The following is a 12386-nucleotide window of genomic DNA, read 5'->3' on the forward strand; positions in this document are numbered from 1 at the left end:
TCACTATGAAAATCATAGCTGCCAGCGCCCATCAGAAGGCCGCAGAAGGCCAAAACATCATTGAACTGCCGAACGACGCCGACCCCCTGGCGCTGGACCTCACGGGCGTCACGCGCATCGACCTGCACTTCCCCAAGTTCAGCGACGGCCGCGCCTTCAGCCAGGCGCGCCTGCTGCGCCAGCGCTGCAAGTTCACGGGCGAGATCCGCGCCACCGGCGACGTGCTGATCGACCAACTGGTGCAGATGGCCCGCTGCGGCTTCGACGTGGCCGTGCTGCGCGAGGGCGTGGACCTGGCCGACGCGCAGCGCCAGTTCGACCGCTTCAGCGCCTTCTACCAGGGCGACGCACTGCAGCCGCAGCCCCACTTCGCGAGGCCCGCATGACCGGCGCCACCTCCTCCTTGCTGGGCGGGCGCGGCGCGCCGGCCAAGGCCACCGAACTCAACGCCCGCGCCAGCAGCGACTTCGCCGCCAAGCTGGCCGAGACGCAGGCCCTGCTGCGCCAGGCCGCCGCGCTGGGCGAGGTAACGCAGGCCTCCAGCCTGGGCGCCGAGGACGTGGTCATCACCCACCTCATCAACGCGCTGGCGCTCGACATCCCCGTGTTCGTGCTGGAAACCGGCGCGCTGCACACCGAGACCCTGGCGCTGCTGGAGCGCACGCAGGCCCACTCGCGCGCGCCGGTGCAGGTATACCGCCCACAGCACGAGGCCGTGATCCACTTCATCCGCGACCACGGCCAGGACGCGATGTACCGCAGCATCGAGCTGCGCAAGGCCTGCTGCCACATCCGCAAGATGGAGCCGCTGGCGCGCGCGCTGGCCGGCAAGAAGGGCTGGATCACCGGCCTGCGCCGCGAGCAGTCCACCGCCCGCGCCGACGTGCCGCTACAGGACACCAGCGAAGTCGCCACCAAGGGGCTGACCAAGTTCAACCCGCTGGCCAACTGGACCTGGGGCGACGTGTGGCATTACATCGCCGAGAACGGCGTGGACTACAACCCGCTGCACGACCAGTTCTTCCCCAGCATCGGCTGCGCGCCCTGCACCCGCGCCGTGACGCTGGGCGAGGACTTCCGCTCCGGCAGATGGTGGTGGGAAAGCGAGGATGCGAAGGAATGCGGCTTGCACGTCAAGTCGCATTCCGGTGCGGCAGCACCGGCGGCGCAAGCCGCTGCATCCGAAGCTTCGGCGCAGGCTCATGCCGCCGCAGGCGGCGTGAAGGTCACGCAGTGACCGGCCGAAGCCACGACGAGGCGGCCAAGGAATGCGGCTTGCACGTCAAAAAATGATAGCTGCCAGCGCTTTACACATAAGCCTCAGAGCCGAATTTGACTGAGAAAAACCATGAATGCCCGCATTGATACCTCCACGCTGAGCCACCTCAGCAACCGCCACCTCGACGCGCTGGAAGAAGAAACCATCTTCATCCTGCGCGAAGTGGCCGCCGCCTTCGAGCGCCCCGCCCTGCTGTTCTCGGGCGGCAAGGATTCGCTGGTCATGCTCAAGTGCGCCGAAAAGGCCTTCGGCGTGGGCCGCATTCCCTACCCGCTGCTCATGATCGACACCGGCCACAACTTCCACGAAGTGACGGACTTCCGCGATTTCCGCGCGAAGGAGCTGGGCGCCGAGTTGATCGTGCGCAGCGTCGAGGATTCGATGGCGCGCGGCACCGTGCGCCTGGCGCACCCCGGCGAGAGCCGCAACGTGCACCAGTCGGTCACGCTGCTCGAAGCCATCGAGGAATTCCGCTTCGACGCCCTCATCGGCGGCGCCCGCCGCGACGAGGAAAAAGCCCGCGCCAAGGAACGCATCTTCAGCCACCGCGACAGCTTCGGCCAATGGCAGCCCAAGGCCCAGCGCCCCGAGCTGTGGACGCTGTTCAACACCCGCCTGCAGCCCGGCGAGCACTTCCGCGTGTTCCCCATCAGCAACTGGACCGAGCTGGACGTGTGGCAGTACATCGACCGCGAGCAGATTGCCCTGCCCTCGCTCTACTACGCGCACCCGCGCCAGGTCGTCGAACGCAAGGGCCTGCTCGTGCCCGTGACCGAACTCACCCCGCCCCGCGATGGCGAAGTGGTGGAAACGCGCCAGGTGCGCTTCCGCACCGTGGGCGACATCACCTGCACCTGCCCCGTGGAGAGCCCGGCCGCCACGGCCGCCGACATCGTGATCGAGACCCTGGCCGCCGACGTGAGCGAGCGCGGCGCCACGCGCATGGACGACAAGACCTCCGACGCCTCGATGGAAAAGCGCAAGAAAGACGGGTACTTCTGATGACTACGAATTTGATAGCTGATACCGCAGCAGCAGCGGGCGCCGCAGCCCAAAACGACCACATTTCCGCGCTGAAATTCATCACCTGCGGCAGCGTGGACGACGGCAAGAGCACGCTGATCGGCCGCCTGCTGGTGGACAGCAAGGCCGTGCTGCAGGACCACCTGGCCGGCGTCCAGCGCCAGGGCGAGACCGATTTGGCGCTGCTGACCGACGGCCTGAGTGCCGAGCGCGAACAGGGCATCACCATCGACGTGGCCTACCGCTACTTCGCCACCGAGGAACGCAAGTTCATCATCGGCGACGCGCCGGGCCACGAGCAGTACACCCGCAACATGGTCACCGCCGCAAGCAGCGCCGACGCCGCCGTGGTGCTGGTGGACGCCACCAAGCTCGACTGGCAGAACCCCGGCCTGCAACTGCTGCCGCAAACGCGCCGCCACAGCCTGCTGGTGCACCTGCTGCGCGTGCACTCGCTGGTGTTCGCCGTGAACAAGCTCGACGCCGTGCCAGACCCGCAGCTCGCCTGGCGCCACATCGCCGCCGCGCTGGCGCAGTTTGCCCAGGACGCCGGCATCTCCGTGCGCGCCACCGTGCCCGTCTCCGCCCTCAAGGGCTGGAACGTGGTCGATGCCCAGCCCGGCTGGTGCGGCTACGAAGGCCCGAGCCTGCTGCAAATCCTGGAACTGCTGCCCAACACCCCGGCCGACACCGGCCTGCCGCTGGCCTTCCCGGTGCAATGGGTGGAGAAGTTCTCGTCATCGTCCGACACCTCGCAGGGCCGCCGCGTGTTCTGGGGCCGCGTGGCCGCGGGCAGCGTGCAGCCGGGCACGCCCGTGCAGATCTTCCCCAGCGGCCAGCGTGCCAGCGTGGCCCAGGTGCTCGACCATGCGCGCCGCCCCGTGGGCGTGGACGCGGGCCAGAGCGCCGGCATCGTGCTCGACCGCGAGGTGGATGTCTCGCGCGGCGACTGGATCGTGGCCGCCCCCACCGAGGCGGCCCCGGCCGAGGACGACTTCGACACCCCCGCCGCCGTGCCCGCCTGGCCCGGCAGCCGCGAACTGCGCACCACCATCGCCTGGATGGACAACGAACCCCTGGTGGCGGGCCGCGTGTACTGGGCGCTGCACGGCCACCGCTGGGTCAAGGCCAAGGTCAAGCGCGTGGTGCACAAGCTCAACATCAACACCCTGGCCGAGGAAGACGCCCAACAACTCGACCCCAACGCCATCGGCCATGTGGAGCTGCTGCTGCAGGAACCCCTGCCCGCGGCGCCGTTCAGCCAGGCGCGCGTGCTCGGCTCGCTGATCCTGGTGGACACCGCGAGCCACGCCACGGCCGGCGCCGTGCTGGTGAATTGACACTGGCACATTGACCTTGGTCACGCTTTTCCACTGCACCGGCAGGGCCGCCGCCCTGCCGGCCCTTACCCGTCCTAAAATCACGGGTTTTCCCGATCCCCAAAAAACACTGCCATGACCCACGTCGTTTCTGAAAACTGCATCAAGTGCAAATACACCGATTGTGTGGACGTGTGTCCCGTCGACTGCTTCGTCGAAGGCCCGAACATGCTGGTCATCAACCCGGACGAATGCATCGACTGCGCCGTCTGCGTGCCTGAGTGCCCGGCCAACGCCATCTTCGCCGAGGAAGACCTGCCCCCCACCGAGCTGGCCTTCATCAAGATCAACGCCGATCTGACCAACGCCCCGGGCTGGAAGCCGATCACCAAGCGCAAGGCCGCCCTGCCCGACGCCGACGAGTGGAACGGCCAGCCCGGCAAGGTCAAGGACCTGCAGCGGTAATGCACAACCCCCTGTGGCGCTGCGCGCCTTCCCCCTTCTCTCGCAAAGCCGTGCTTTGCGGGAAGGGGGACGCCGCCGGTGCTGCGGGGCGGCCCTTGCACGGCGGCCCTGGCCTGGGCCTCGCCCGTTGCCTCGGCCGCTGGGCTCGTTGAGTTCTGGAATGCTCAGCACCGACGCCATCGTCATCGGCGCGGGGCCTGTCGGCCTTTTCCAGGTGTTCCAGCTCGGCCTGCACGGCCTGCGCGCCCACGTCATCGACGCCCTGCCCCACCCCGGCGGCCAGTGCGCCGAGCTGTACGGCGACAAACCCATCTACGACATCCCCGCCGTCCAGGCCTGCACCGGGAACGAACTGGTGCAACGCCTGTTGGCGCAAATCCAGCCCTTCTCTCCCACGCTGCACCTCGGCCAGCAGGTGGACACCGTGCAGACCCTGCCCGAGGGCGGCTTCCTCGTTGGCACCGCGCAGGGCACGCGGCTGCAGGCCCGCGCCGTGTTCATCGCCACCGGCGTGGGGGCCTTCGTGCCGCGCGCCCTCAAGCTCCCCGGCCTGGAGGCCCACGAGGGCGGCCAACTGCGCTACCGCCTGGACGAAGGCTCCAGCCTCGCTGGCCAGCGCGTGGTGGTGCACGGCGGCGACGAACCCGCCGTGGCCCAGGCCATCGCCTGCGCCACCGCCCCCGAGGCCCTGCGCCCCGCCCACACCACCCTGCAACACCGCCGCGACGTGTTCGACGCACCACCCGATGCGCTGGAACAACTGCAGGCCCTGCGCGCGGCGGGCAGCATCGAGGTCGCCATCGGCGTGGCCGGCGGCATCGTGGAAGAACAAGGCCGCCTCACCGCGCTGGAGCTGACCACGCCCGAAGGCACGCAGCTCCGCCTGCCGCTGGACCTGCTGCTCGTGCGCCTGGGCCTGGTGCCGCGCCTGGGCCCCATCACCGAATGGGGCCTGGCATTGGAGCGCAAGCAGATCGTGGTGGACGCCGCCACCTTCGCCACCAGCGTGCCCGGCATCCACGCCGTGGGCGACGCCATCACCTACCCCGGCAAACGCAAGCTCATCCTCAGCGGCTTCCACGAAGCCACGCTGGCCGCCTTTGGCGCGGCGGAATGGCTGGCAGGGCACAAGCTGCCGCTGGAGTACACGACCAGCAGCGCCCTGCTGCAACAGCGCCTGGGCGTGCAACCAACTCCCTGAAGGCTCCGGGGCGGGCCTGGGCCGCAGGAGCATCAAAAACCATAGCAATCAGTGCAGTCCAGATCTGCATTGATCCCGGTTTTTTTGCACCTTTCATGGCTGGTAAAATTTCCCATGAATAACAATTTGATACATTCGTGATGCACCTTTCCGCGAATGAAACCACGCTGCCACGGTTGCATCTGATCGGCACGCTGGGTCTGGTGCTGATCATCACGCTGGCCATGGCGGGCTTCGCCTCTTGGCAGAACGAACGGGAACAACGCAACTCGTTCGAGCGCATCGAGCAGGTCCTCACCCAGCAACAGAAGGAGCGCCTCACCGCCGAGATGAATTCGGCCGTGGGCTACCTGGATTTCGCGCGCTCGCGCACCGAGAGCGAGATGCGCCGCAGCCTGGTGGAGCAGGTGGATGCGGCCGTGCAGATCGCCCAGGCCATCCATGAGCGCGAGTCGCCCCACCGCACTCCGGCGCAGGTACAGAAGCTGATCGTCGAGGCCCTGCGCCCGGTGCGCTTCTTTGACGGGCGGGGCTACCTTTTCATCGACAGCATGCAGGGCCAGTTCGTGCTGCTGCCCACCGCGCCACGGTACGAAGGGCGCGCGGGCATCGACAACCAGGACGACACGGGTGCCTACATCATGCGCGGGCTCATCAATGCCGCGTATGTGCCGCAGGGCCAGGGGTTCTTTCGCTACCGCTGGTACCGCCCGGACGCCCCCCAGACCATGGCCGACAAGGTCGCCTATGTGCGCCACTTCGCGCCCCATGACTGGCTCATCGGCACGGGTGACTACCTGTACGAGTGGGAAAACCGGCAGCAACAGGAGGCGAAGCAGCGCCTGCGCGCGCTGCGCTTCGGCGCCACCGGGTCGGTGGGGGTGATCGACCGCGACGGCCGCTCCGTGCTCAGCCCGAGCAACGCCGCCCTTGAAGGACTGCTGCCCGCGCAGATGCCGCCACTGGAGCAGCGCGCCCTGGAAAAGCTCCGCGCGGTCGCGCAGACCGGGGGCGGTTTCGTCGAGTACGAGTGGCCCCGGCCGGGCGCGCGCCCCGGCGATCCACCGGGCCGCAAGACCGCCTTGATCACCACCTACGCTCCCTGGGGCTGGGTGCTGGTGACCACCATGTTCAACGACGAGCTGCATTCCACGCTGCGCACCGAAACCCAGGCCCACGAACAGGGCAGCACCCAGAAGCGCATGGAGCTGGCACTGATGCTGGCGGGCGCGCTGGCCCTGGGCCTGGCCGGTTCGTTCGGCTTCTCGCGCTGGTCGCGGCGCCTGTTCAGCGGCTACCACCGCGAGCTTCAGGCCGCGCAGGAAAAGCTGCGCATCGCGGCCATCGCCTTCGAGTCGCAGGAGGGCATCTTCGTCACCGACACGGCGGGGAAAATCCTCAACGTGAACCGCTCGTTCACGGCCATCACCGGCTTCAGCGCCGAGGAGGCCATCGGGCAGACCCCGTCGCTGATGCGCTCCGGGCGCCACGGCCCCGAGTTCTACGCCGCCATGCGCGCGGCCATCGCCAGCGCGGGCGCCTGGTCGGGCGAAATCTGGAACCGACGCAAGGACGGCTCCATCTTCCCGGAATGGCTGACGATCACCGCCGTCAAGACCGAGGCCGGCGAGGTCACGCACTTTGTGAGCACGCTCACCGACATCACCCAGCGCAAGGCGGCCGAGGAGGAGATCCGCCACCTGGCCTTCTACGATCCGCTCACCCGCCTGCCCAACCGCCGCCTGCTGCTCGACCGCTTGCAGCAGGCCCTGCTCACCTGCCAGCGCACGCACCACCAGGGCGCGCTGATGTTCATCGACCTGGACAACTTCAAGCTGGTCAACGACAGCCTGGGCCACGACCAGGGCGACCTGCTGCTGCAGGAGATGGGGCGGCGCCTGGTCACGACGGTGCGCGAAGGCGATACCGTGGCGCGCCTGGGCGGCGACGAATTCGTGGTGGTGCTCGAAGACCTGAGCCCACAGGCGCCCAAGGCGGCCCGGCAGGCCGAGGAGGTGGCCGAGAAAATGCTGCACACCCTGGCTGCCCCGGTGGCGCTGGCGGACCAGGAGGTCAAGACCTCCTGCAGCGTCGGCGTGGTGCTGTTCGCCAACGACGCCGTGCGGACCGAGGACCTGATGAAGCACGCCGACCTGGCCATGTACCAGGCCAAGGAATCGGGGCGCAACACGGTGCGCTTTTTCGACCCCGAGATGCACGACGCCGTGGTCAACCGCCTGGCCCTGGAGCAGGATCTGCGCACCGGCCTGCAGGAGGGCCAGTTGCTGCTGTACTACCAGGCACAGGTCGATGGCCACGGCCAGATCGTGGGGGCCGAAGCCCTGGTGCGCTGGCGGCACCCCCGGCGCGGCATGGTTTCGCCCGCCGAGTTCATTCCGCTGGCGGAAGACAGCGGGCTGATCCTGCCGCTGGGCCAGTGGGTGCTGCGCACGGCCTGCGAGCAGCTCGCGCGCTGGGCGCGGGAGCCTGGGCGCGAACAGCTCACGCTGGCGGTCAACGTCAGCGGCCGCCAGCTGCACCAGAAGAACTTCGTGGAGCAGGTGCTGCAGGCGCTGCAGCAGACCGGCGCGCCCGCGCACCGCCTCAAGCTGGAACTCACCGAAAGCCTGCTGCTGGACGACCCCGAGGACGCCATCACCAAGATGAGCGCCTTGAAAGCGCACGGCGTGGGCTTCTCGCTCGACGACTTCGGCACCGGCTACTCGTCGCTGGCCTATCTGCGCCAGTTGCCCCTGAGCCAGCTCAAGATCGACCAGAGCTTCGTGCACAACCTCGTCACCGACCCGCGCGCCACCGCCATCGTGCGCACCATCGTCACGCTGGCCGACAGCCTGGGGTTGAACGTGATCGCCGAGGGCGTGGAAACGCAGGAGCAGCGCGAGCACCTGGCCCGCAACGGCTGCCACACCTGCCAGGGCTACCTGTACGGCCGGCCCGGGCCGGTGGAGGAACTGCTGCGCTGAGCCCCCCGGCACCCCTGCGCGCCTGCACGGACGGGTTTGCTCTTTAATTGAGAGCATCTTGCGCTGTCTCCATGGGCTTCAGAGCCTGTTTTCCTGCAAAGCCCTGGAACCCTGCCCCGGCCCGGCAGGGACACCGGCAAACGCCTACAATCGCGCCGTGCCACCCGCTCCCGGGTGGCACGACCGCTAGGGGTGTCGCCAGGGTCCGGACCGGACCCGGCGGCTGAGAGAGTCCCTTCGAACCTGATTGAGATCATCCTCGCGCAGGGAAGCCCGTCCGCCATGCCACGCCAGCGCCGCGCGTGGCCGGAACCTTCCTTGTGCCGCACTGCCAAGGAGTCCGCATGAGCACCCCCACCCCGTCCGCCAACGAGGCGTTGACCCCCGTCGCCAGCGACCAGCGCGTCTTCCGCTGGCACGACCACGCCTCGCTGTGGTTCAGCCTGGGCGTGGGCCTGCTGGTGATGCAGGTAGGCGCCTACCTGATGCCCGCGCTGGGCACGCAGGAGGCCGTGCTCGCCATCGTGGCGGGTTCCATCCTCGGCGCGGGGCTGCTGGGCTGGGTGGCCAAGATCGGCTGCGACAGCGGCCTGGCCAGCGCGGGGCTGATGCACGCGGTGTATGGCCGCACGTTCGCGCGGCTGCCCATCGTGCTGAACATCGTGCAGCTCATCGGCTGGGGCACCTTCGAGCTGGTGGTGATGCGCGACGCCAGCGTGGCCATCGGCCGGCAGGCGGGCGGCATGGCGGCGGGCTACTGGCCCGTGCTCGCCACGCTGCTGTGGGGCGGCGTGGTGCTGCTCCTCATCAGCGGCTCCATGGTGCAGCTGGTGCGCCGCATCATCGCGCGCGTGGCGCTGCCGCTCGTGGTGCTGTCGCTGCTGTGGCTGTCGTGGCAGTTCCTCGGGCTGGCGCAGGCGCAAGGCCTGGAGCAGCTCTGGCAGCGCCGGGGTGAAGGCGGCATGGGCGTGATGCCCGCGCTGGACCTGGTGATCGCCATGCCGATCTCGTGGCTGCCGCTGGTGGCCGACTACGCACGCCACGGCCGCCATGGCGGCGCCGCGCTGCGCGGCGCGTGGACCGGCTACGCCGTGGCCAACATCTGGTGCTACGCGCTGGGCGTGCTGGTGGCGCTGACGCTGCCCAGCCAGGACCTGGTGACCGCGCTGCTGCTGGCGCAGGGCGGGCTCATCGCGCTGTCGCTGATCCTCATCGACGAGGTGGACAACGCCTATGGCGACGCCTATTCGGGCGCCGTCTCCAGCCACAGCCTGCTGCCGCGCTGGAGCGTGCGCCAGTGGGGCCTGGTGGTGGCCGTGGCCTGCACGCTGCTGGCCCTGGTGCTGCCCATGCACAGCCTGGAGCCCTTCCTGCTGCTGCTCAGCTCGGTGTTCGTGCCGCTGTTCGGCGTGATCCTGGGACGCCTGGCCTTCGGCGCCGACGCGGGCGCACTGCTGCAGCGGGCCGGCAAGGCGCATGCCGCGCCGATCGCCATCTGGCTGGCGGGCGTGGCGTTCTACCACCTGCTGCCCAAGGTGGCCCCGGCGCTGGGCTCGGCCCTGCCCACGCTGGCGCTGAGCTTCGCGCTGACCTGGGCGACGCGGCCGCGCGGCGCCTGAACGCTCCTTTTTCGATAGCTACTGGCGCTGGATGGAAAAGCGCCAGAGCCCGAAAACATTCAAAAACTACCGCACCACCTGCGCCACCGGCGCGTAGCCGTGGTTCAGCGGCCCGTGGCCGTGGCCGGTGCGCACGGCGGCGCCGGCCTGGATGGCGCCCAGGATGTAGGCCCGCGCGCGCGCCACGGCCTGGGCCAGCGGCAGACCCAGCGCCAGGTGCGCGGCGATGGCCGACGACAGCGTGCAGCCCGTGCCGTGGCCGTTGTGCGTGGCGATGCGCTCCGAGCGCAGGTGCGTGAGGGCGCCGCCGGCCTGGGCCAGCACGTCCACCACATCATCGCCCGGCAGGTGCCCGCCCTTGAGCAGCGCGGCGCGCGCGCCCAGCGCCAGCAGGCCGCGCGCGGCATCGTCCAGGGCCTCGGTGCCCTCGATGGGGTGGCCCAGCAGCAGCGCCGCCTCGTCGAGGTTGGGCGTGACCAGCTCGGCCAGCGGGAACAGCTCGCCCACCAGGGCCTGCACGGTTTCGCCGGTGGTGAGGCGGTCGCCGCTGGTGGCCACCATCACGGGGTCGAGCACCACATGCGGCAGGCGATGGCGGCGGATGGCGTCGGCCACCACATGCACCACCTCGGGCGCGTGCAGCATGCCGATCTTCACGGCATCGACGCCGATGTCCTCGACCACGGCGTCGATCTGCGCCTGCAGGATTTCCGGCGGCACGCCGTGGATGGCGCGCACGCCCAGCGTGTTCTGCGCGGTGATGGCGGTGATGGCCGTCATGCCGTAGCAACCCAGGGCGCTGAAGGTTTTGAGGTCGGCCTGGATGCCGGCGCCGCCGCCACTGTCGGACCCGGCGATGGAGAGCACGCGGGCGTAGCGTGGCGCCCGCGTGGAGGAAGAATTGGTTTGCGTCATGGCAAAAATTATGCGGGATGCGGCGGCGGCGGCCCAACGCGGATTCCCGGATCGCGCATGCGCCATGTCAAGGCCAGGGCCATCGGGATGTGCTGTAATCCGCCCAGGACGAAACAGGGGTGTCCCGCCACCGTGGCGCGGACTGAGAAACACCCTGGGGCAGCACCAGCGGCATCTTCGGGCGCCGCGCCCCGTTACCCGATCCAGGTCATGCTGGCGTGGGGAGTTTCCAGCGCAGGCACCTGCCCGTTTTGTCCCCTGTAGCTTCACAGACGGACGACGATGACCCTCCAAACCACCTCCTTCACCATTCTGGGCGCCGGTCTCATGGGCCGGCTGCTGGCCGTGGCGCTGGCCCGCCAGGGCCATGCCGTCAGCATCTACGACGATGGCGGCCCGCTGGCCGAGAATTCCGCCGCGCGCGTGGCTGGCGGCATGATCGCGCCGCTGGCCGAGTCGGCCATCACCGAGCACGGCGTGGTGCGCATGGGCCGCCACTCGCTCACGCGCTGGCCCGACCTGCTCGCGCAGTTGAACGCGCCGGTGTTCTTCCAGCAGGAAGGCACGCTCATCGTCTGGCACCGCCAGGACGCCCAGGAGGCCGCGCGCCTGCGTCTGCAGCTCGACAAGACCCGCAGCGTGGTGACCGAGCTGCCCGCCATGCAGGTGCTCGACAGCGCCAGCATGGCCCAGGTGGAGCCCGCGCTGGCGCAGCGTTTCGCGCAGGGCATGTACCTGCCCGGCGAAGGCCAGCTCGACAACCGCCAGCTCCTGGCCGCGCTGGCGCAGGAAATGGAGCGCCTGGGCGTGCAAGCGCACTGGAACAGCCCCAAGGACCCGGCCGATTTCCCCGCCGACCACGCCGGCTGGCTGCTCGACTGCCGGGGCCTGGGCGCGCGCAAGCAGTGGCCCGGCCTGCGTGGCGTGCGCGGCGAGGTGGCGCGCATCCACGCGCCCGACGTGACGCTGCAGCGCCCCACGCGTCTGGTGCACCCGCGCTACCCGATCTACATCGCGCCCAAGCAGGACCATGTGTTCATCATCGGCGCCACCGAGATCGAATCCGAGGACCTCTCGCCGCCCAGCGTGCGCTCCACGCTGGAGCTGCTGAGCGCGGCCTACGCCGTGCATCCCGGCTTCGCCGAGGCGCGCATCATCGAAGTGGCCTCGCAATGCCGCCCCACCCTGCCCGACAACCTGCCCGCCATCCGCCAGACGGCAGCGCGCCAGCTGGAGATCAACGGCATGTACCGCCATGGCTACATGGTGGCGCCGGCCCTGCTCGACGTGGTGCTCGAAGTGCTGGGCACCGGCGGCTCGGACCTGGCCAGCGGCTTCGACCTGTCGCTGCAGCTCCTGTAATTGCATGCCCGCCCCATGAACGTCTTCATCAACCTCCAGCCCCACGAACTACCCGAAGGCGCCACCGTGGCCGACGCGCTGGCGGCCATGCAGGCCCGGCCGCCCTACGCGGTGGCCGTGAACACCGTTTTCGTTCCCTCTTCCGAACACCCGCGCCACCCGCTGCAGGCGGGCGACCGGGTGGAAGTCATCTCCCCCGTCACCGGGGGTTAAAGGCCA

Annotated in this window: 11 protein-coding genes; 10 read left to right on the forward strand and 1 reads right to left on the reverse strand. The window is 69.2% G+C overall.

What is annotated here, in order from left to right; translation table 11 throughout:
- Positions 1–5: 5 nt before the first annotated feature.
- From D8S75_RS05580 to D8S75_RS05615, 8 genes are all read left to right on the forward strand, one after another.
- Positions 6–386: a DUF934 domain-containing protein gene (locus D8S75_RS05580; RefSeq protein WP_119964959.1), complete on the forward strand. Its 381-nt coding sequence runs from the start codon at positions 6–8 to the stop codon at positions 384–386.
- Positions 383–1237 (forward strand): phosphoadenylyl-sulfate reductase, encoded by an 855-nt coding sequence (locus tag D8S75_RS05585; RefSeq protein ID WP_119964960.1) that lies wholly within the window; start codon positions 383–385, stop codon positions 1235–1237. The genes D8S75_RS05580 and D8S75_RS05585 overlap by 4 nt, the downstream gene beginning before the upstream one ends.
- A gap of 111 nt (positions 1238–1348) precedes the next feature.
- Positions 1349–2281: a sulfate adenylyltransferase subunit CysD gene (cysD, locus tag D8S75_RS05590; RefSeq protein ID WP_119964961.1), complete on the forward strand. Its 933-nt coding sequence runs from the start codon at positions 1349–1351 to the stop codon at positions 2279–2281.
- Positions 2281–3642, forward strand: a complete 1362-nt coding sequence (locus tag D8S75_RS05595; RefSeq protein WP_119964962.1) for a sulfate adenylyltransferase subunit 1 — start codon at positions 2281–2283, stop codon at positions 3640–3642. Before cysD ends, D8S75_RS05595 begins: the two co-directional genes overlap by 1 nt.
- 114 nt (positions 3643–3756) lie before the next feature.
- Positions 3757–4086, forward strand: a complete 330-nt coding sequence (gene fdxA, locus D8S75_RS05600; protein WP_119964963.1) for a ferredoxin FdxA — start codon at positions 3757–3759, stop codon at positions 4084–4086.
- Positions 4087–4246: 160 nt separating this feature from the next.
- A complete protein-coding gene (locus D8S75_RS05605) occupies positions 4247–5287 on the forward strand; it encodes an NAD(P)/FAD-dependent oxidoreductase (RefSeq protein ID WP_119964964.1) in 1041 nt (346 codons plus the stop codon).
- A gap of 140 nt (positions 5288–5427) precedes the next feature.
- The gene (locus D8S75_RS05610; protein WP_119964965.1) at positions 5428–8271 is read left to right on the forward strand and encodes a bifunctional diguanylate cyclase/phosphodiesterase; all 2844 of its coding nucleotides are present in this window, start codon (positions 5428–5430) and stop codon (positions 8269–8271) included.
- 344 nt (positions 8272–8615) lie between these two features.
- A complete protein-coding gene (locus D8S75_RS05615; RefSeq protein ID WP_119964966.1) occupies positions 8616–9890 on the forward strand; it encodes a purine-cytosine permease family protein in 1275 nt (424 codons plus the stop codon).
- 66 nt (positions 9891–9956) lie between these two features.
- Here D8S75_RS05615 and thiD read toward each other — a convergent pair whose 3' ends face one another.
- Complete coding sequence (gene thiD / locus D8S75_RS05620) at positions 9957–10805, reverse strand: bifunctional hydroxymethylpyrimidine kinase/phosphomethylpyrimidine kinase (RefSeq protein ID WP_119964967.1); 849 nt, start codon at positions 10803–10805, stop codon at positions 9957–9959.
- 282 nt (positions 10806–11087) lie between these two features.
- On the opposite strand from thiD, the gene D8S75_RS05625 reads away from it, so the two are divergent.
- Together D8S75_RS05625 and thiS are read left to right on the forward strand one after the other, a co-directional pair.
- Entirely contained in the window at positions 11088–12167 is a 1080-nt protein-coding gene (locus D8S75_RS05625) for an FAD-dependent oxidoreductase (protein ID WP_119964968.1), read from the forward strand.
- A gap of 15 nt (positions 12168–12182) precedes the next feature.
- Positions 12183–12380 carry a sulfur carrier protein ThiS gene (gene thiS / locus D8S75_RS05630; RefSeq protein WP_119964969.1) on the forward strand — a complete coding sequence of 66 codons (198 nt, stop codon included), beginning with the start codon at positions 12183–12185 and terminating at the stop codon, positions 12378–12380.
- Positions 12381–12386 lie beyond the last annotated feature (6 nt).

This window comes from Simplicispira lacusdiani, assembly GCF_003604195.1.
Classification (GTDB): Bacteria; Pseudomonadota; Gammaproteobacteria; order Burkholderiales; family Burkholderiaceae_C; genus Simplicispira; species Simplicispira lacusdiani.

Coding starts and splice junctions, on each gene's coding strand:
- D8S75_RS05580 (WP_119964959.1), top strand. CDS start 6: ATGAAAATCATAGCTGCCAGCGCCCATCAGAAGGCCGCAGAAGGCCAA.
- D8S75_RS05585 (WP_119964960.1), top strand. CDS start 383: ATGACCGGCGCCACCTCCTCCTTGCTGGGCGGGCGCGGCGCGCCGGCC.
- cysD (WP_119964961.1), top strand. CDS start 1,349: ATGAATGCCCGCATTGATACCTCCACGCTGAGCCACCTCAGCAACCGC.
- D8S75_RS05595 (WP_119964962.1), top strand. CDS start 2,281: ATGACTACGAATTTGATAGCTGATACCGCAGCAGCAGCGGGCGCCGCA.
- fdxA (WP_119964963.1), top strand. CDS start 3,757: ATGACCCACGTCGTTTCTGAAAACTGCATCAAGTGCAAATACACCGAT.
- D8S75_RS05605 (WP_119964964.1), top strand. CDS start 4,247: ATGCTCAGCACCGACGCCATCGTCATCGGCGCGGGGCCTGTCGGCCTT.
- D8S75_RS05610 (WP_119964965.1), top strand. CDS start 5,428: ATGCACCTTTCCGCGAATGAAACCACGCTGCCACGGTTGCATCTGATC.
- D8S75_RS05615 (WP_119964966.1), top strand. CDS start 8,616: ATGAGCACCCCCACCCCGTCCGCCAACGAGGCGTTGACCCCCGTCGCC.
- thiD (WP_119964967.1), bottom strand. CDS start 10,805: ATGACGCAAACCAATTCTTCCTCCACGCGGGCGCCACGCTACGCCCGC.
- D8S75_RS05625 (WP_119964968.1), top strand. CDS start 11,088: ATGACCCTCCAAACCACCTCCTTCACCATTCTGGGCGCCGGTCTCATG.
- thiS (WP_119964969.1), top strand. CDS start 12,183: ATGAACGTCTTCATCAACCTCCAGCCCCACGAACTACCCGAAGGCGCC.